Genomic DNA, 19,320 nt, shown 5'->3' on the forward strand with positions numbered 1-19,320 from the left:
CTCGTGATTGCCAACATTTCGTTGAGTTTTCTTTAGGATTCCCACGCGGACCTGTTATAATTTCGACTTGTTCCCGCCAGAAATACATGTGTCATTGTGGATGATATGACTGCATTTCATTGAACAAATCAGAATTTGGACATGGCCGACAGGATCCCTTGTATGAGTATGCGCTTAAGATTGTTTCTTTTCGTTCCACGATTACTTGCGATCTTCTTTCTACTGACAGGCATCTCCGAAGTATTCAGTGCGGCGGCTCCTCGTGTTTCCCGTGATTTACAGGTCTTCTACACATTCGATCAGACACAGGGAACCAGCATCAAAGATCGTTCGGGTATCGGACAACCGCTTGATCTAAAAATCGATCACCCCTCTGCTGTCGAATGGAAAAACGATGGTTTACTGGTTCGCAATCCGGCAAAGATTATCAGCTCCACTCCCGCAACGAAATTTATATCTGCGATTCAACGTTCCAACAGTCTCACAGTAGAAGCCTGGATCACGCCCGCGAACCTTCGTCAACAGGGACCTGCGCGGATCATTTCGCTTTCGAAAAACTCCAGCCTGCGCAATTTCACACTCGGTCAGGATCAGCAGAAGTATGAAATGCGGTTGCGCAGTACATCGACCAGTTCCAACGGAATCCCGTCGACTTCCACTGCCGACCATACCGTCAAGACAACATTGACTCATGTCGTTTTCACACGTAATGCGGACGGAATTTCTTTATTCTACGTGAATGGCAAACAGCAAGCTCAGCAGCAGGTCAAGGGCAAACTCAGCAACTGGGATAAGGACTATCGACTGATACTGGCTAATGAAGTTACAGGTGATCGTCCCTGGCTCGGCAAATTTCATTTGCTGGCTCTGTTCAGCCGCGCACTCACACCAAGCGAGGTGCAACAGAATTATCAGGCTGGATTACATACTTCCAGCAGTCCGAAACTCACAAAATTGGAAATCGCAGCTACTGAAAACAAACAGCTGTTTGAAACACATATTGCCCCCTTATTTGCAAAACACTGTCTGGACTGCCACGACTCGGCTGCCCGAAAAGGCCAGCTCGATTTATCGCGAAAATCAGCCGCACTGCAGGGGGGAGAAAGTGGGGTCGTACTCGTTCCGGGAAAGACAGCCGCCAGCCTGCTCTGGGAACAGGTCCATTCGGGAGAAATGCCCCCGGCGGGTGATTCTCTGACCAGTCACCAGAAAACGATGATAAAACAGTGGATTGACGGTGGTGCGCACTGGTCGATCGAAATGCTGGACCCTGCCGTTTACCTCCACGACAGCCGCGCCGGGAGTCACTGGCTGCAACGACTGACTGTTCCCGAATATATTGAAACCGTGCGCAGTTCTGTGAACATCGATATTGAAAAAGAGGCCCGTAAACTGCTCCCGCGCGATCTCCGCGCGGATGGATTCAGCAATACTGCATACAACCTGAATGTGGACCTCAAGCATGTGGAAATCTACGCGCGCCTGGCCGGGATCATCGTGGACCGCATGGATGTACTGCAATTTGCTGCCCGCTTTTCCAAAAGCCAAAAGCTCTCAACAGATGCGACCATGCGAAAGTTCGTCGCTGATATGGGAAAATGGTTGCTCCGGGGCCCACTGAACGACCGGGAAATCTCAACTTACAGCGGTATTGCCACCACGGTTGCCAGTGCCGGAGGGAATTATAAAGAAGCCGTCAGTCTGATTATTGAAGCCATGCTGCAGTCACCTCGCTTCATTTATCGGATCGAAAATCAGCGTGGCGATGGTCGAGCCTGGCCTGTGGGAGAATACGAACTTGCCTCACGCATGAGCTACATCATCTGGGGTGCACCTCCAGATCGTGAGCTAATGAGAATGGCTGACTCAGGTCGATTGCATCATCCTGAAATCGCGGCACAGCAGGTACAGCGTATGCTGTTGGACCCTCGTGCCCGAATCCGCTCACAACAGTTTGCTTCCGAATGGCTACACCTCGACCGACTCGATCATCTCAAACCAGCTTCCCGGAAATATCCAAACTGGAATCAGGCACTCGCTTCCGACATGCGTCAGGAAACGCTGGCATACTTTAATGAGCTCATCTGGGAACAAAATCGTCCCGTTGCCGATCTTTTCAATGCACAATTCACTTATCTCACACCTCGCCTGGCAGAGCACTACGGAATCAAGCCACAGGGTACCGGACTGAGAAAATACGATCTCACGGCGGTAGCCGCGCGGGGTGGCATACTTTCGCAGGGAAGCATATTAACCATTGGAGGAGATGACGCCTCAATGGTTACCCGTGGTCTGTTTATTCTGGAAGACGTCTTACGGGGAACCATCAAAGCGCCGCCCGCGGGTCTCGATATCACCCCCATCCCTTCCAGGCCGGGAATGTCGCATCGGGGAATCGCAGAACAGAGAATTGCAAACGCGGAGTGCAGTGGATGTCACTCCCGATTCGAACCGCTGGCTTTTGGCCTGGAAAAGTTTGACGGTCTGGGTGCATTTCATGAGCGGGATCAATATAAAAACCAGTTACGCGAGGACGGCGTGATTCTTTTCCCGGGTGAAGCAAATCCGGTTGCCTATGATTCCAGCGCAGCGCTGATGAATCTGCTCGCAGCCAGCCCGCGCGTGCAACAGACAATGACGTGGAAAATCACTCAATTTTCGCTGGGACGACCATTAACTGCCACCGACGCAAACGATCTCGAACTGATTCACAAATCAGCACAAAAAGAAGGCGGAACGTATGCGAACCTCATCAAAGCAATTATTTTGAGTGATCTGGTACAAAAGACAAGAACAGAAAGCCAACATACGGAGACGGGAGAATGACATTTAAGCGGCTCAATCGAAGAACAATGCTGCGAAGTATCGGGGCAGCAACCATCGGACTTCCTCTCCTCGAAGAAATGCTGGCGACACAGGCATCTGCCGCGACTGCAGAACAGGTTCCTGTCAGGTCATTTAATGTATTTTTCGGTCTGGGGATCCCTGCCCCACTGCAGACTGAAGGTTTTGAAGGTGTTCTCGAACCACTCAAACCCTTGAGTAAAAAACTGCTGATTATGCGCAATGTCGATCAGATTCGCTGTGATGAAAAAGGGATCAACGCTCATTACGATGGTGCCTCAGGAGCTTTTACAGCGGAACCTCCCGACGGAGAAGCCAAATCAGGCGGACCTTCCATTGATCAGGTGATTCGCAAAGCCCACTATCCAGAGGGCCTTCCGCGGGGAATGGTCCCCACTCTGGTAGGGGGCACTTTTTTCCGTCGCAGTCGTGTAGGCCGATACGTGCACAGCTACAATCAGGATTGCACTGTCGCCGCCACGATGCAGGAAAAACCACGTGATCTGTTTGAACGCGTATTCGGCTCGATCTCATTATCCGAAGACGGCACTGATCTCAGAAAACGCAGGCTCAAACGCAGTGTGCTGGACTCAGTTGTCGCAGACTACCGCTTCTACACAGGTTCCAATTCTCCCTTGGGCGCTGTTTCGAAAGCACGCGTTGCCGATCATCTTGATCGGATTCGTGAATTTGAACAGCGTGCTTATGCGCTAAAAGAGAAAACTCCAAACGCCCCCACACTGCCACCCCGTTCGCAGATTCTACATGGTGGTCAGGCTGATCCCGGTGGCATGGGAATTGACATCACTCTTGAAGAGCTGACAACCGAATGGCGTTTGATGGCTGACTTATATGCCCTGGCCATTCAACTGGACCGGACTCGCTTTGGCGCACTCACGTTTCTGGCAGCGGGAGAACGGATTCGTCTGACCGGCGATTACGAATTTAACGGAAAAAAACTCTGGCAGTTTGACGATGCCCGACAGCAGAAGGCTTCAGGCGACAAAGGCTGTAGCCACGAATGGTGGCACAAGTTTAATGAGAAAAAGAAAAATGAAGCCCTGCGGGCTCATGCTCATATGAAGATGCGCGAGATTGCCTACTTCCTTAATAAGCTGGATAACTCTGATGCGGTCGAAGCCAATGGCCAGACCATCCTGGAAAACTCTCTCATTACAATTTCCACTGAATCAGGAGATGGACGTCATAATGATGTCAAGCGGGAGCTTTCGGGCGTTTTCCACGCGATCACCGGTGCCAATGGACGTTTTAAAACCGGAGAAATCATGGACGTCAATGCCGAGGGTATGGATGTCTATAATACCATGCTTGCTGGTATGGATGTGAAAGACCGCCTGGGCCCCACAAGACGAGATGCCACCTCAATCGACGTGATTCGTCGCTGACAACCAACTTCCTTGACTCATAAAGAATCCGTTTCACTTGCGTCCAGCGAAACAATAATGTGCGCCACCGTTCCTTTCCCGACTGTCGACTCCAGATGAAATTTCCCCTTAATCAGCGATAGTCGAAACTCGATATTACTCAACCCCATCCCCCCTGCTTTCGACAACTGTGTTTCCAGGCGTTGCGGATCAAAACCAACCCCTTCATCTGAGACAGTAATTTCCACTTCCTGATCCGAAAGGGCCTGCATGCGGACATCGGCGCGTGACGTCTGAGAGTGTTTAACGACATTAAACAGAATCTCACGGATACACTCATAGAGTACAATTTTCGTCAGTTCGGCCTGCGGACTGACAGTTTCATCCAGATTCAGCGCCACAGTCAGATTGTACCGTTCCAGCATATTATGCGCTAACCATTCCAGCGCCATTGCCAGCCCCTCTTCATGCAGAACCACCGGATTCAGTTCTGCTGTCAAGGAACGCGTCACTTCGATACTCTGGTTCAGCAGTTCATCTGCCCGAGTCAATGTCTGCTCTTCTGCTTCAGAATGCGTTCCCTTCCTGGCAATCTCCAGGTGAATCCGAACTCCGACCAGCAACTGCTGGAGATGGTCATGTAGAATATTGGCGAGTTGGCGACGCTCCTGTTGTGCAGCGACCGCAACTGCCCGTGTCAGTTCGACCTGCTTTTGTTCGGCCTGCTTTCGTTCGCTGATATCAGTGACGATACCGGCAAAGATTTCAAACTGAGGTAAATCGGTAACCGACAGTTCAATCGGAATCAAACTACCATCCCGATGGCAGGCTTGCAGTTCACGTCGAGCTCCGACAATATTTGAGATTCCTGTTTCCAGATAATGGGAAATAAATTGATCGTGATGTTCTCTGACCGACAGCGGCGTGAGCAGACTGATATTCTGACCGATGATTTCTCGAGTCGAATACCCGAACATTTTTTCTGCGGCGGGATTAAATGACTGAATCATCCCCCGACGATTTATCGTTATCACCGCTTCTATAGCCGCTTCGACAATCGCATTTAACTGAGCCTGTGTTTGACGTAGCTTGCTGGAAATGTCCCGCTCTGCCCGAATTCGCAGCAGCGAATTCTTAAATAGATCATGGTCGATTGGTTTAATAAAATAATCAGCAATCTCGTTTCGGAAGGCGAGAACCATTTTCTGTACTTCTGACCGGGAAGTAATAATGACTAACTCGGCATGCTTCGCCTGCTGCTGTATTTGGGAGAGTAAATCGTCCGTTTTGCCATCGGGTAGCTCATGCTCCAGAATGATCAGAAAATAATCTAACCAGTTATCCCGATTCATCAACTGATCTATGGTTTCCGCGGTATCAACCTGAAATCCTTCGGTCGACAGTATCTGCATGATCTGTAAACGTGATTCCGGATCAGGTTCGACCAGTAGTACTGAAAATCTCTGTTTGTCTGACATGTTTCTGTCTCTTAGAGCAAATAGGGTGAAACTACTAGAGCGCATCACATTTAACCATAGCGTCTCTCAATCTAATATACTCGGTCCAAATGGCCCTGGAGACGCTACAGTAAAACTGGACACAGTCTAAGTCAGCTACTGCAAAACCAATCATTAGCGGAACGTTTTAAATGAGTAATTCCTGCCGGGTACAAGGGTCCCCTCTGGGGAATTCCCCTATGAAACAACTGCTGATTTTCCGATTTCAGCAATGACACGGGTCTTATAAGCTATTTCCACTGGCATCCGGAGTCAAACAAAAGGAATTATAGAATGTTTGTTGGTGTTATCTGAGTATCCTCAGCGATTTCTTGTGACATTATCGCACGTTACTTTGCTTTTCATACAGACGAAACAGGAACTTAATGAATGTTGCGATAATAAGAGTGTTGAAGCGATCTCCCAGCCCCCTGACCTCCCAATGCTATGATAGCTTATTTTCTTTGTCGGAATCACAATAATAAATAAGGAGACCACTGTGAAACTGCAGAATAAAACACGAATCCAGTTCAATTCCAGTCCGGATCGGCAGCTCAAATTACGGATCAGGAGGATATTGCATTCTGCAGGATATGCGGCTTTGAACGCTATTCGAATTGAAGTCCACCACGGAGAAGTTTACCTGGAGGGAATTGTTACTTCTTATTTCATGAAGCAGATGGCTCAAGTTCGAATCCTGTCATTAAATGAAGTCAGAAAAATTCATAACTTTTTAATCGTGGAAACAGCAGGACCCCAATCCGAAATTAAATTGATCACCGATCAAGCGAAAGCGATTCAGCACCACTCGCAGCCTGTCCCGCGTATTGACAGATCTAATCGACCGGAGAGTGTCGATGTTTGCTCTGAGAATATTTAAGACCGGAGATCGTCGTTAACAGACTCGAAGGTGTCTGGTTGAGAATAGTAATCCAATATCGACGGTCCATATTCAATCGGGAGCTTTGCAGCACGCCAGTCAATTTTTCCTGGCTCATAGTCGTAAACGGTCTGATACCCCAATTCCAGCAGACACTGGGTTGCCAGTTCTGACTGGATACATTCAAAATTCAGACTATAGACCACAATTGTCTGGCTGCGATCGGGAAACACACGTATGACACGCTCATTAAAGCAGTCACTCAGCGGAACATTGACGGCACCCGGAAGATGATATTCCAGATAGGACACCTCAGGTAATACTTCTACCAGCTTGAGGTCCAGGCATGTCTCCAGTAGCTCCCGTAAATCATTTCTGCTGATCGTCACCATTTGTTCCATATCCTGTCATCAGTGGTCATACACCTGAAGATACTCTCTCCGTTTTAATGCTGAATCGAGTGTAACAACCAGCAGTAGAAGAAATCTACCGGGTAATATTCGAATGCCCCTATCGGGAATTACCCTACTGATACGATACCGTCCCAGATTGACAAAGAACAAAAGACTTTGTGAAATACAGACTTCAGTTCTTTTCCAGAACCCATTGAATCGCATGTCGGGTCAGCGCAGTCGCATTCTCCAGATTCAACTTGTGCTTGATATTTTCCCGATAAGTTTCCACGGTTTTAGAGCTTAAATTCAGTTTCTGAGCAATCGAACGTGTGGTTTCTCCTTCTCCAATCTGTTCGAATACTTCCAGTTCTCGATCGGAAAGACGTTCGATCGGAGACTGGTCTGAATAATTATCAGAACCTATAGAGCGACAAATCATGCGTTCGGTCATCGCAGGGCTTAAAAATACTTTTCCTTTTGAAACCTGGTAGATCGCTTTGACCAACTGCTCCGGGGCCTGTTGCTTGTTTATAAATCCCAGTGCACCGGCACGTAGAGAGCGCTCTGCGAATAACGATTCATCATGCATTGACACGGTCAACATTTTGATCTGACTGAACTGGGCTTTGATATCTTTGATCAACTCCAGACCACTGCCATCTTTCAGTGAAATATCGACAATGATCAGGTCCGGTGGATTCTCCATGATTTTTCGAATCGCATCGACTTTACTGTCGGCTTCTCCACAGACCTCTAAATCTTCCTGATGTTCAATCAGGCGCGAATATCCTTCCCGGACAATTGGATGGTCGTCAACGATCATAACCTTCGTCTTCTGCTGTTTTATCTGGCTCATATATTGATTTCTCAAACCATTTCCTGAACTGAAACATGAAGACACGAAGTCATTTTTAACCAGAACCTTGCATCGAGACACACTACATCCAATCGCGTCTTACGACTTATTATGAGTATAACTGTCGGCTCATCGCGCCGGGAAGTTCAGAACCTGAAGTTCTTTGATTTCCCAAAGTAAATGTCCAGGAATGAAATACTGAGCTCTCATTCATAGAATCAAATTCCATGACTGGAAACGATTTTCAATCATTTGGGAGAGAAGATTCCTCAAAAGCTTCGCGAACACGTTCTATTTCACGATTTTCATTGATGCGTAATTCAGCGAGCAGTCTCTGCAGTTCCAGTAAGGCTTCATTCCAGTTATGAAATGGAGGCTCTGGCTGTTTGAGACGGTTGCTAAAATCATCGAGCCGGGTGAGAAATTCTTTGTGCTGTTTCTGAAAGTCAGGCACCATGATGCAGAACCCCGGTTCCTCGTCCATGAGTGGTTTAAAATACCCCTCCTGTTCTTCATCGTTGAAGTGCTTGGAAAGGAGATCCCGCAAGCCTTCCATCCGGGTTCCCATTTCCCCATATTTCGGCATACCATGTTCGTCCAGTTCGGCCCACCATTGATTTAAATCCTTAATATGAGACAGAATTTGTTCATGCTCATCAAGCAGATATTGTAAATGCTCGTGTGATTTTTTCACTGATTCCTCTGGACGCTTCATTTTATATTGATATTTCATACCCATGTTTCCCTTTCTCTATCTGAAACAGATTCCCACCTTTGCAGATTCGATTCCCGTTCTGAAATTCAAGTCAGCATATTGACAATGGCATCCGGCTTCAGAGAAATGCGATTGATTTTCTAATCAACAGTCTCTGCTCACTCAACAACGGCCTGATATACCAGTTATCAGCAACTAAAAGTCCCCTCGTGTCCTACTGGCATCAGAGCCGTTCGTCTGCGGAGGATCAGATAATTTCACACAACTCAATTCACTGGTGAGTGATATTATGCAGCAGGAGCAATACGTTTTGTTTCTGTCAGCAACTGCTGAGCGAATATTATCAGACGGCGAGCGTGTTGAATTTTGAGAATCCCCAGAAGCTGCTGCATATCCATTACAGTCCTGCAATGGGAATTAAAAATATAAGTTCACCATTCCACTTACTCAATGGTATTCTAAGTCTCAGACAAGGTCCATCACTTATTTCATCAGAAGGATCTGTTCATGCGCCTTAAACATTGGCAATATCTCACTTCGATATCTAGCCCCATCCGAAGCAGTTAGATTGCCCTGAACCGTGACCGCTTCAGAGTCTGATGAATCCTGTGCCTGACCACCATGACCAGTCTGAATCCTGAACTAATAAACTCGACTACAAAATACTTCGTGTTTTTCGTCACCTGCACGTAACAAAGAGAACATCGCAGGAAATGACTGGCTGAATGGCGAAAACAGGTGTGCCACAAATTTTTGACAAGTGGCACACCTTGATTTACAGTTTTGAAATCGACTCCGGAAGAATTATTTTGCGACAGGTTTCACATTGATTTTGTGTGGTTTCACCGACTCGCACTTGGGTAGTGTGATTTTCAGCACACCATTTTCACAGCTCGCTTCAACCTGATCTTCTTCTACTTCGCAAGGCAATGTGACCGAACGGGAAAAGCTGCCTGTACTTCGTTCCATACGATGAAACATTTTTCCCTTTTCCTCGTGTTCTTCTTTGCGTTCTCCCGTGATTCGCAGCAGATTCCCAGAGACTTCCACATCAATTTCTTCTGGTTGAATACCAGGAACATCCATACATACTTCAATGTGGTTATTCGTTTCTGATACATCCAGAGTCGCGGCATACCCCTTTGTCAGCCAACCGTTTCCGAAATCATCGGAAAAACGATTCAGCAGATTATCCATCTCATTCCGAAACGATAGAAAGGGAGTCCGTCCCATAAAAGTACTTAGATCCTGTGTAAAACGTGACAGCGGCCTGGTCTGCACTTTATTCTCAAGGGCTTGACCTGTTTTTTTCTTTTCTGTTGACAGTGTTGTTGCCATAACTCATTTTCTCCTTAAAAAAGAATAGATACAGAAAACAGAACTGATTTCTCAGCATTACTGCAGGAACTGCACATCGCTCATAGCACAACTTGTAGATCTTTGTCTCTCTAGTCCTGATGTAACTTCCGTTAGTATCTGACTTACCAAACCCCAGTTCACCATACTGCTCAGAAGCAGCCGTTTTGGATATGCTGTGCCAGAATTTCCTTGATCCGAGAGATATTCGCTTCTTCCTGAGTCTTAATATCTTTCCAGAAGCGTCTCAGGTCTGCATGGCCTTCCGCATTGGCAATATATTGATCACAGCGCCATAAAGCATCCAGCCTTTTGCTCAACTCATGAATCATGTCGTGATCGTGGTCGGCACACCCTTTTGTTTCGCCAATATGTTCCATTTGGTGTTCGGCTACCATTGTCATCATGCACTCCTTTTTAAGACTGATTTTGAATTAATAAAAACAATCATCACTCTGCACTGAAAATATAATTTCTCAGTCACTAAAAGAATCAGGGGGAATTGTGATTCATGGATAGGGATTTCCCCTATAAAAATAATCGGTTCAATCACCATTGAGAGAGGATTTACAGACAGGGGTCGTGAATGTAAGTTAGAAGTCAGGGTAAAGATCTGTTTCTAGACGCTGCTTTGCAGGTTTAAGTTGTACAATCATGTACCAGATTTGGAGAGAAAACATGACAGTAGGACGAATTTGCTCAAGAGAAGTTGATTTAATTGACGCCGATGAATCAGTTCAAGTGGCTGCAGGTCGGATGAATTCCCGTAATGTGGGGACTCTGATTGTGCTGGATAAGGAATCCCATCCCATTGGCATGATAACTGATCGGGATCTCGCTCTGCGTATTGTCGGAAAGGCACGGGATTCGATTCAAACACTGGTTTCCGAAGTGATGACCAGATTTCCTGACAATGTCAGCGAAGAAACAACCATTGAGCTGGCACTTTCAAAAATGAGGGCGGGCGGATTTCGCAGGCTCCCCGTAATTGATGATGAGGGAAAACTGGTCGGCATGCTGACACTGGATGATATTCTGGAACTGCTCAGTACCGAATTCACAGAAATCGGTAAGTTAATAAAAAAGGAGAGCCCGACCAGTCTGGCGAAACAATAAACTGCAACTGGTTCAGTAACTCGGTTGTTGAGATTATTCCCTGATCTGACTCAGAGAGTCGATGACTATTCTTGAATTAATTCAGCTATCGCAGCTTCCGCCGTCTGGCGATGGCCAGTTGCCACAGCGGGCTCTTTCAGCAGATCACGATAGACTTTGACCGCCTGATCAACCTGATCTGCCGCAGTCAGTACACTCGCCTGTGACAGCATCATCTCGTGACGCCAGAACCCTTTCAGGTTTCCAATCTTCACGAGTTTCAATACGTTCAAAGCGGCATCATATTTTTGCTGCCGTAACAGAATACGTACTGCTCCCTGAACAGAACGAAACTGATTTGCAGCCCCGATGCGTCCCGTAGAAAGGTAATTCTGCTGATACGCATCCAGCGCTGACTTGTCGTCCTGCAGATTCATTTCCCTGTTGTTGCCCATCATGACCAGAATGCTGGACTTGAGCCGGGAATCCGCAGCGAACGCCAGCGCCTGTTGAAAATCTGCTTCCGCCTTCTTGCCATTTTTCAAACCATGATAAGCGCGAGCACGGGCATAAGCCCCCGCGCCTGACTGCCAGAAGGGCCACTGAGCCAGGTCTTCATTTCCATATTCATCAACGACGGACTGGAAGTCTCGCTGGCTTAACAGATTCTCCATCCGGGCAGTTTTTGCAATTGAGTCTACGGGAATCCGATCAGCCAGTTGACCAGCACGCTCATAATCCTGTAACGCGCGTGCACACTCTGCTGCTTTCTCCAGCGCAGTCGACTTCTGGAGTTGAGTAATGTTTTTGGTTTCACTTAACGCCACATACGCCGCCTCAGCAACCTGGTACTTTCGTTTTCTTAGCAGTTGACTCGCGGCCTTTTCGGTGATCAGATAATCGTTCACACTTTCATCTGCCGGAAACTGATGTGACAGTCCGCGGTAAAAATGAGCGAATTTCATTGGCTCATGGAAACCAGCTGTCCCCGTGGGGGCAAATGCAGAATACTCAGAACCATTTTCACGAATCCGCTGGCGACAGACATTGATATACCACGGCAGACTCTGGGTTGGCCTGTGGCCTATGACCTGATGCAGAGGGTCGTTTTCATCTGACACGACAGGAATTCTGATCTCGGCAGTCCAGTAACCATCGGCAATCTGTGTTGCAACTTCTGCCTGAGAATCCCAGCGAAACCAGTTGTTTCTGTCCGCGCCTCGATCCAGGTCAATCAATGCTCCTGCCGGATTGACTACGATCTGATAATAACTGTGAGATTCTGTATTTAACAATATTTCTACCGCATCGCCGTACCAGATAGCCTGATCTCCGTTTTTCGCAGTCGTGCTATTGGGTTTTTGTCCCGGGGCTTCTTCACAACGAATCGCAAAATACAGGTCTCTACCAATCCAGCAACTCTTGAGAGAGGTCCCGTAGACAGGTTGCCTTCCTGTTTGCAGTTCGCGCAACTGTCCTGTGGAAGCAGTGGGTATGTTCTTCCAGAGTTTATCATCGAGTTTACCGTCGATCTGAATCTCTCCGCGTGGATCTCCCACCAGTCTCAATGTTGGCACGGGCCCTCGTTTCTGCGCCAGTTGCTTACTTTTATTTCGCAATCCATTCAGATAGAGATCGACTAAACGAATTCGCTGTCCAAAAACGGAGGTTTCCTTCACTTTTGATTTCGCTGCCGCAAACAGTTCCAGAGCATGTTCTGCCTGTTCGCCATCGTTTTCCATTTCACGCCAGTGGTTTTCACAGTATGAAAAGAATTCGCGCATCGCGGGAGCGGCCGGACCATAAAACAGTCGGCAATATTCATCAAACATTTCCATAGCGTTCTGATCCTTACCACCCCAGTACATTCTCGCAGTGAAGTAAATCAGGAAATGGTTATAGCCAATCGCAGTATCACTAAAATCCATGGTCAGCCAGATATCTTCCCCCTGCGATATCCCTTTCGTGGCATTGATACTGTCCCCTAATACTTGCGGAATATAAGCCGGCAGATAGAAACCGCGTCCGGTAAAGGGATAATTTTCAAAGATAATCACCGGACGATCCGTCTTTTTTGCCCAGTCCTGACGGAGTTGCGTAAGTTCTTCGCGTGATTCGTTCGTTGGTCTGCGTCCACCTACGATAATCACCTGCAGGTTCGGTTCCAGTTTGTCAATATTGAGAGGGGGTCGCGTATAAGTCCCATACGCGCAATTGGAGATTTTTTTATCGGGATGGGTTTTGCCAACTTCCTTCGCCACACGATTTACAAATTCCCAGACATAGTCTGACAGAGCGCCGCGGTAACCCCGCTCCGGTGTATCTTTTCCTTTGCATAGTTCACACTGACAAATCGCCGTATACCCATCCGGCGGCATGACCGAGACTTCATCCATTTTGAAATGATCAAACTGGGCACGCACATAACGCACTGTTTCCTGAAAAAGTTCCTCATTCGAGTAACATAACTGATTCAGACGTTTTCCCGGCTGAGTGTCCCGTTTATCTCCGTATAACGCAAACCATTCCGGATGGTTTTTCAGTGTGTGCTCATTATGTGTCATATGATCGAGCCCATGCGCTGCCTGCCTGCCATAGGGTTGTCGAACACCCAACCGCATCCCCCACATCGCCGCATCCCGACCGTAGACAGCGAAGCGGAAATTCAGAATTCGTAAGGGGAAATCAGGTTTGACGACCTGATCAATCTGTGGCAGTGCGACGGTCTTGAGTTTCATTACAATTTCGCCTGATTCTCCAGGCAGATACCACCGCACTCCCAGACTTCTCAGATACCCGCAGACCGCATTAAAAGAGCCGCGTTCGTCGAATCCCCAGACATTCACGTTCCCATTCTGATCGACCTTCTGTTCTCGCGGAGTTCCGAACAGACTGGCGGCCCCCATGTAATGCTTGCGCATTTGAGAATGCGGATACCCCCAATGCTCACCCGTAATTTCATCCCAGGCAGCCTGCATTTTGCCACTGACGATATCATTATTACTGCGCGGCCAGGGTTCAATGGGAACAAATTCCGTGTCATCTCCGATCAGTGTCAGCCAGTTCTTACCGGAAACAATGCGATAAGCTCCATACTTCAAACCATCAATAGTGATCCCCAGTTTTTCAGTATGCTGGCTGCTGCCTACATAAATTTTAACTGGAAATTCCGAAGTCGGCTCATCAACGATCTTTAATTTTGCACCCGAAATTTTTTCCAGGTAAGCCTGTATCTCCTGTGCTGCCAGACGTGTGGTGCGAGAAGGATTTGTTGCAATTACAATTTCTGCTTGAGGCTGACCGTTCTGGATCAAAAAGGTATCCGCAGCCAGGAGCGGAGCCGGGAGGAACAGCAGGAAACAGAGAACAGAAAACAGACTGTTTTTGAGCATGGTTCATCCTATCTGCTTTGCAGGAAGGGTTCGTTTATTGCTTCTCATTTTGCAGTTCTGTCAAATAAAACACAAGTACTTTATTTCAACTGGCAGATTCCCTGTTCTCACTGACTCCACACAGGTTTGGATCTGGCAAGCTGATTCTCAGTTGTTTACAATGAACCTCAGAACTGGAGCATCACCCCGTTGCCATGCTCCTGCCTGATTAAAACATACCCGTCTGGTACGGTTCAACGTATGATACAAGCATCCAGCCTTCCTACTCGAATCATCTAACCTGCACCGGACTGAAATCTTCTCTTCAGTATTACCAGTTTCCATGAAAGACACACCATGATTAAAGATAGTTTTAAACGAAACTCAGTCCTTGTTTTGTTATTTCTGATCTGCCTGGTAGCTTCGCCCCCCTGTCTTGCTACCGAAAAGCAAACTGTTTTCAAAGCCGGTGCAGCCACCAGTAATATCACTCCTCCGCTGGGCCAGCTGATCGTCGGCGGCTGGAAACCAATCCCGGCGACACAAGTCCATGACGAGTTGCATGCACGGAGTATTGTACTCGATGATGGCAAGACCCAGGTGGCCATTGTATTATGTGATAATGTAGGTATTCCGGAGTCCGTTTTTGATCTGGCGAAGGAACAGGCACATAAGGCAACTGGCATACCCAAGTCCCACATGTTGCTGGCGTCAACGCACACGCATTCTGCCACCACTGCTCGTGGGCCGTCCAAGGTCATTCGTGAGACTGAGTTCACCGAATACCAGAAGTTTCTGGCAAGCCGGATTTCCGATAGTATCCAGCGTGCACTATATCAGTTAGAGCCGGCTCGGATTGGGTGGGGCAAGGTGGATGAACCATCAGAACTTCACAATCGCCGCTGGTTTGTGAATGACACCAGCCTCCTGACCAATCCATTTGGTGGAATCGACCGGGTACGTATGAATCCGCCGCGGGCTCACAAAGCGCTGGACCGTCCGGCAGGTCCTACTGATCCGGAAATCAGCTTTATCTCAATTCAGAGTCTGGATCAGCGCCCCATCGCTTTGCTTGCCAATTATTCACTGCATTATGTAGGGGGAGTTCGTTCCGGTGAAATTTCAGCGGACTATTTTGGTTACTTTGCGCGGATCATCACCAAAAAGTTGAATGGGGAAAATCAACACCCTCCTTTTGTCGGTATTCTGTCCAATGGGACCAGTGGCGATGTCAATAACATCAACTTTACTCAGAAGAACGGTCGTCGCTATAAACAATATGAAAAAATGCAGGAAGTCGCTGAGAAGGTAGCCAGCCGGGTTCAAGAAGCACACCAGCAGATCAAATTTCATGACTGGGTTCCGCTCGGCGCAATGACTGCCAACCTGCCTTTGAAACTCAGAAAACCGACCCCTGAAATGCTGGAACATTTTGAAAAAGTGACATCTGCTCCTAAAAATAAGTCACGCACTCGTCATTCACGAGAAGAAATCTATGCGGAACGAATTGCTGGTCTGAAAGACGCCCCTGATGAAATTAAGATCCCACTTCAGACCATTCGCATTGGCGATCTCGGCATCGCTGCGATTCCGTTTGAAACGTTTACGGAAACCGGATTGGAACTGAAAGACCGCAGTCCCTTTGCTGAAACATTTACGATCGAACTGGCAAATGGCTCCTTCGGGTATTTACCGACGCCGGAACAACATCGCTGGGGTGGTTATGAAACCTGGTTGGGAACCAATTATGTTGAGAAAGATGCGACCACAAAAATCGTTTCAACATTGCTGAAACTGTTTCATTCGCTCAAAGACAAACAGTCTTCAACACAAAAAAATTAACCGACGCACTAAAAAACGGATGATCTGAAACAGTTCAGATCATCCGTATCTATTATTTGCCGCCGCTGATTAAACTCAATCAATTGGTTTTATCACCGTCCCCCTCGGGTTCCGGCAGACGCACGAGCATCCAGGTCTGCGTCTTTTCCGCATTAAAATGCACCAGCACATCGGTCTGATCTTTCGTCAGATTATAGATCCCTGTCTCCATCACCAGATCGGGATTGGAGCCATCTGAGAAACGCCAGGATGCCCGTTGATTCTCCTTCTCCACCATTCCCTCGACAGGGTGAGATACTTGCGTGATATCATTGTAGAAAGTGCCGGCAATCACCCCTGCCTTACTGACGGCCAACTGTAAAACCATATTAGTCTCTTCTGAATCCGCATTGGTAATCGCATACACTCCGAGTGGCATCCAGTCTGTCTGATCATCTGCAGCATCTGATGTATCTTTCGGAACCGAGTCTGCCAAAGTCACCGCCTGCTGATAATATTCATCTGCTGTCGCGACGGGCTGATCTCCATAATAGACCGAGTTATCCTGGTAGTAAATATTTTCACCGTAATCATAATAGGATGGGGTATTCCACCAGCCGGTGAACCAGCCGGTCAAAGCAACCGCAGTCACAGGTCGCCACCAGTAGCCCGCAGGGTAACGCCCCCAGCCATGCTGATAACGCCAGGCAGGGCTGTTCCAACCAGGACGATTCGTCCACCACGAACGGTTAAATGCATTCACGTGACGACCATTCCAGTTATTCCGGACGTTATTTCCGACACGAACATTGTTCTTATTGATCTGATTGATCGAAATATTATTCTTACCAGGTCCTCGGTTATTTCTGACATTGATGTTATTTCGATCGCCACTACCGGGACGATTGACGATATCAGGTCGATTTCCGTTACCGGGACGGTTCCCATCCCCGGGGCGATTTCCAGGTCGGTTACCAATCACCGGCGGTTTCCCACTGCCGGGTCGGTTCACAATATTAGAACCATTTCCGATCTCGGGACGATTGCCGCTTCCTGGGCGATTTCCTGAGCTGCCATTACCAGGTAAATTCAAAAAGTCCTGTAGCTGCCCCTGGCTGGGACGACTCCCAAAATCAGGGCGATTTCCACTACCAGGTCGGTTACTCAGATTCGGACGCTTTCCGCCACCGGAATTATTTCCCAAATTGGGTCGATTATTGCCACCGGGACGATTATTGAAATTCGGACGGTTTCCAGTAGAAGGTCGGTTATTGAGATTTGGTCGATTTCCCCCACTGGGTCTACTGGTGGGACGCGATGCAGACGGTCGTTGTTGCGGCCGGCTCATCGAAGGACTCCTGCCACCGCCTCCTCCACTAAAGCTGCGGCCTCCACCGCCACGGGCTCCTCCGCCCCCGCGGGCTCCTCCTCCACCTCCGCGGCCGCCACGGGCATAAATATCTTCGGAGATCAGAGAGAGGGAAAGAATTCCCACAAGTATTGCAATACAGGGAGTTTTCATAATTGTCTCACCTTTAAATAACATAAAATATTGATCGCGATGACAGATGTTGTCATAGTCTTTATGGCTGACGCACCACTGTAATTTCATCAATTCCAGGAAGCAGGATACCATCTACTTCACGCCCGAGAGAACGAAACGTAAACTTGTTCTCATCCACTTTTGTCATGATATTAATCCCGGATGCTTTTTCACCATTTGCCAGAACCTGCAGGGTGCGAATCGTCCACTGGTTCTCTTTCTGTGTCCACATGCCTACTCCAAAACCACCTTCTGAATCGAATAACCAGGAACGAATGGTCTGTTTGTCCGGATCCCAGCCAATGACCTGTGTTCCTTCCATCTCAACACGATCTTCAATATGCACTTTGAATGAACGGGTGATGAAATTTTTGTTTTTTGTCCAGCGACAGATAGTTTCTACTGTCGATTCATCGCTGGCATCAACCCAGGTACCAATCATCCATTCCAGAGGTTTGAGCTGTTCATAATGTGAATGAGGAACAACAACTTCTGTTTCTTTGACACTATCCAGCTTCCAGCCTGCAGGTGTTTTCACGTGGACTGCCGAATATTCAGTCACTTCCGGTTCCTGTCCAGGAATCAGCACCCGCGCCACCCCTTCTTCAACAGCAACACCGGGTGAAATGAACTGAATCCCAACACTATCCAGTTCCATTTTCACGTCAGGTGTTGTTTTGAAATATTCGGTAAAGCTTTTTTCCAGAGCATCATGTCCGGTCAATGTTTCACCTGCCGGTGTCACAAATTCCCCCGTTGGAGTCCAATGCGCAGCGACGCCTTTGGCATCTCCTTTGTCAAATGCGGTCTTATAAGAATTTATCGCGGCGCGAATAGCCGTTTCATCTGCAGAGGGAGCTGGCGTATCTGAATCAGTTTCCGCAGCAGAAACTGACACTCCTCCCCAGAACAGAAACAGCAACAGAAATTTCATTTGACGCATTCTTGTATCTCCATATTTTACAGTTTTCTTATTGAAATCCGAGGAAGATCCCCGGAATTCATTACCGAACAAAATTAGATCGCATCGCTCTTAATCAACGAATCTGTCGTACTATTATTCTCGGGCTTTATGCCCCTGGAGGACGCTACCGTAAACTTGGACTCATACTAAATACCCTGAAAAGACGACAGCTATCCCAGTTGCAGGTTAATTGGAGCATCCCGATACTCATTGCCAGCAGCCTGGCTGCAGATGCACTAGTCATCCTGCAAAGATGTTAAATGGCTGTCACTGAACACATCCAGAAAAAGGTGAGAGAATTTATGCATTGAGAGTAGAAGTTGGGTTTGCCCCCGATTGCTTCAGTTTCGCATAATTGGAACAGTTTCGCCAGAATTCATTTCCTGCAAAGCTCGGGATTTATCAAAATATCAAAATCAGAATTCAGAAAACATACATCATTAGTTATTCATATGTGATGTTGTGCGAAGTCCAGCTCACCTGCTATCTGAGCGTTCTTAACGGTAACCAGAAATCTAAAGCAATTTCAGCCAGCCATTCCAGATTTATTCTTCTAGACAGTGTCCAGTCTGGTGAAATCGAGCGATTGGGATATCGCG

General features: G+C 47.6%; 14 protein-coding genes. 5 read left to right on the forward strand and 9 right to left on the reverse strand.

The annotated features are described in order from the left end of the window. Positions 1 to 162: 162 nt before the first annotated feature. Entirely contained in the window at positions 163 to 2,826 is a 2,664-nt protein-coding gene (locus tag Pan161_RS16015; protein WP_197995331.1) for a DUF1592 domain-containing protein, read from the forward strand. Continuing rightward, the gene (locus Pan161_RS16020; RefSeq protein ID WP_145228605.1) at positions 2,823 to 4,250 is read left to right on the forward strand and encodes a DUF1552 domain-containing protein; all 1,428 of its coding nucleotides are present in this window, start codon (positions 2,823 to 2,825) and stop codon (positions 4,248 to 4,250) included. The genes Pan161_RS16015 and Pan161_RS16020 overlap by 4 nt, the downstream gene beginning before the upstream one ends. A gap of 17 nt (positions 4,251 to 4,267) precedes the next feature. Here the strand turns inward: Pan161_RS16020 and Pan161_RS16025 are convergent, their stop codons facing one another. After that, a complete protein-coding gene (locus Pan161_RS16025) occupies positions 4,268 to 5,707 on the reverse strand; it encodes a PAS domain S-box protein (RefSeq protein ID WP_197995332.1) in 1,440 nt (479 codons plus the stop codon). Between the two features lie 517 nt (positions 5,708 to 6,224). Between Pan161_RS16025 and Pan161_RS31400 the strand changes: the two genes are divergently transcribed. After that, a complete protein-coding gene (locus tag Pan161_RS31400) occupies positions 6,225 to 6,605 on the forward strand; it encodes a BON domain-containing protein (RefSeq protein ID WP_197995333.1) in 381 nt (126 codons plus the stop codon). Here the strand turns inward: Pan161_RS31400 and Pan161_RS16035 are convergent. From Pan161_RS16035 to Pan161_RS16055, 5 genes are all read right to left on the reverse strand, one after another. Next, complete coding sequence (locus tag Pan161_RS16035; protein WP_197995334.1) at positions 6,602 to 6,997, reverse strand: rhodanese-like domain-containing protein; 396 nt, start codon at positions 6,995 to 6,997, stop codon at positions 6,602 to 6,604. The two genes, Pan161_RS31400 and Pan161_RS16035, sit on opposite strands and share 4 nt — an antisense overlap. Positions 6,998 to 7,190: 193 nt before the next feature. After that, positions 7,191 to 7,856 (reverse strand): response regulator transcription factor, encoded by a 666-nt coding sequence (locus Pan161_RS16040; protein ID WP_145228608.1) that lies wholly within the window; start codon positions 7,854 to 7,856, stop codon positions 7,191 to 7,193. A 244-nt stretch (positions 7,857 to 8,100) separates the two neighbouring features. Then, entirely contained in the window at positions 8,101 to 8,589 is a 489-nt protein-coding gene (locus Pan161_RS16045) for a hemerythrin domain-containing protein (RefSeq protein ID WP_145228609.1), read from the reverse strand. Between the two features lie 786 nt (positions 8,590 to 9,375). After that, positions 9,376 to 9,909 (reverse strand): Hsp20/alpha crystallin family protein, encoded by a 534-nt coding sequence (locus Pan161_RS16050; RefSeq protein WP_197995335.1) that lies wholly within the window; start codon positions 9,907 to 9,909, stop codon positions 9,376 to 9,378. A gap of 170 nt (positions 9,910 to 10,079) precedes the next feature. Beyond that, positions 10,080 to 10,334 carry a hypothetical protein gene (locus Pan161_RS16055; RefSeq protein ID WP_197995336.1) on the reverse strand — a complete coding sequence of 85 codons (255 nt, stop codon included), beginning with the start codon at positions 10,332 to 10,334 and terminating at the stop codon, positions 10,080 to 10,082. 271 nt (positions 10,335 to 10,605) lie between these two features. On the opposite strand from Pan161_RS16055, the gene Pan161_RS16060 reads away from it, so the two are divergent. Next, positions 10,606 to 11,043, forward strand: coding sequence for a CBS domain-containing protein (locus Pan161_RS16060; protein ID WP_197995337.1), 438 nt, complete (start codon positions 10,606 to 10,608; stop codon positions 11,041 to 11,043). Between the two features lie 65 nt (positions 11,044 to 11,108). Here Pan161_RS16060 and Pan161_RS16065 read toward each other — a convergent pair whose 3' ends face one another. Further along, the gene (locus Pan161_RS16065; RefSeq protein WP_145228611.1) at positions 11,109 to 14,414 is read right to left on the reverse strand and encodes a DUF4838 domain-containing protein; all 3,306 of its coding nucleotides are present in this window, start codon (positions 14,412 to 14,414) and stop codon (positions 11,109 to 11,111) included. 336 nt (positions 14,415 to 14,750) lie between these two features. On the opposite strand from Pan161_RS16065, the gene Pan161_RS16070 reads away from it, so the two are divergent. Beyond that, on the forward strand, positions 14,751 to 16,235 hold the full coding sequence (locus tag Pan161_RS16070) for a neutral/alkaline non-lysosomal ceramidase N-terminal domain-containing protein (RefSeq protein ID WP_145228612.1): 1,485 nt from the start codon (positions 14,751 to 14,753) through the stop codon (positions 16,233 to 16,235). 79 nt (positions 16,236 to 16,314) lie between these two features. Here the strand turns inward: Pan161_RS16070 and Pan161_RS16075 are convergent, their stop codons facing one another. Then, a complete protein-coding gene (locus Pan161_RS16075) occupies positions 16,315 to 17,736 on the reverse strand; it encodes a hypothetical protein (protein WP_197995338.1) in 1,422 nt (473 codons plus the stop codon). 61 nt (positions 17,737 to 17,797) lie between these two features. After that, on the reverse strand, positions 17,798 to 18,700 hold the full coding sequence (locus Pan161_RS16085; protein WP_145228615.1) for a YybH family protein: 903 nt from the start codon (positions 18,698 to 18,700) through the stop codon (positions 17,798 to 17,800). Between the last annotated feature and the right edge of the window lie 620 nt (positions 18,701 to 19,320).

The organism is Gimesia algae, assembly GCF_007746795.1.
Lineage (GTDB): Bacteria > Planctomycetota > Planctomycetia > Planctomycetales > Planctomycetaceae > Gimesia > Gimesia algae.

What these genes read in the sequence shown, in the direction of transcription:
- Pan161_RS16035 (WP_197995334.1), bottom strand. Translation starts at nt 6,997, where the DNA reads ATGGTGACGATCAGCAGAAATGATTTACGGGAGCTACTGGAGACATGC.
- Pan161_RS16085 (WP_145228615.1), bottom strand. Translation starts at nt 18,700, where the DNA reads ATGCGTCAAATGAAATTTCTGTTGCTGTTTCTGTTCTGGGGAGGAGTG.
- Pan161_RS16025 (WP_197995332.1), bottom strand. Translation starts at nt 5,707, where the DNA reads ATGTCAGACAAACAGAGATTTTCAGTACTACTGGTCGAACCTGATCCG.
- Pan161_RS16050 (WP_197995335.1), bottom strand. Translation starts at nt 9,909, where the DNA reads ATGGCAACAACACTGTCAACAGAAAAGAAAAAAACAGGTCAAGCCCTT.
- Pan161_RS16065 (WP_145228611.1), bottom strand. Translation starts at nt 14,414, where the DNA reads ATGCTCAAAAACAGTCTGTTTTCTGTTCTCTGTTTCCTGCTGTTCCTC.
- Pan161_RS16075 (WP_197995338.1), bottom strand. Translation starts at nt 17,736, where the DNA reads ATGAAAACTCCCTGTATTGCAATACTTGTGGGAATTCTTTCCCTCTCT.
- Pan161_RS16040 (WP_145228608.1), bottom strand. Translation starts at nt 7,856, where the DNA reads ATGAGCCAGATAAAACAGCAGAAGACGAAGGTTATGATCGTTGACGAC.
- Pan161_RS16055 (WP_197995336.1), bottom strand. Translation starts at nt 10,334, where the DNA reads ATGATGACAATGGTAGCCGAACACCAAATGGAACATATTGGCGAAACA.
- Pan161_RS16060 (WP_197995337.1), top strand. Translation starts at nt 10,606, where the DNA reads ATGACAGTAGGACGAATTTGCTCAAGAGAAGTTGATTTAATTGACGCC.
- Pan161_RS16045 (WP_145228609.1), bottom strand. Translation starts at nt 8,589, where the DNA reads ATGAAATATCAATATAAAATGAAGCGTCCAGAGGAATCAGTGAAAAAA.
- Pan161_RS16020 (WP_145228605.1), top strand. Translation starts at nt 2,823, where the DNA reads ATGACATTTAAGCGGCTCAATCGAAGAACAATGCTGCGAAGTATCGGG.
- Pan161_RS16015 (WP_197995331.1), top strand. Translation starts at nt 163, where the DNA reads ATGAGTATGCGCTTAAGATTGTTTCTTTTCGTTCCACGATTACTTGCG.
- Pan161_RS16070 (WP_145228612.1), top strand. Translation starts at nt 14,751, where the DNA reads ATGATTAAAGATAGTTTTAAACGAAACTCAGTCCTTGTTTTGTTATTT.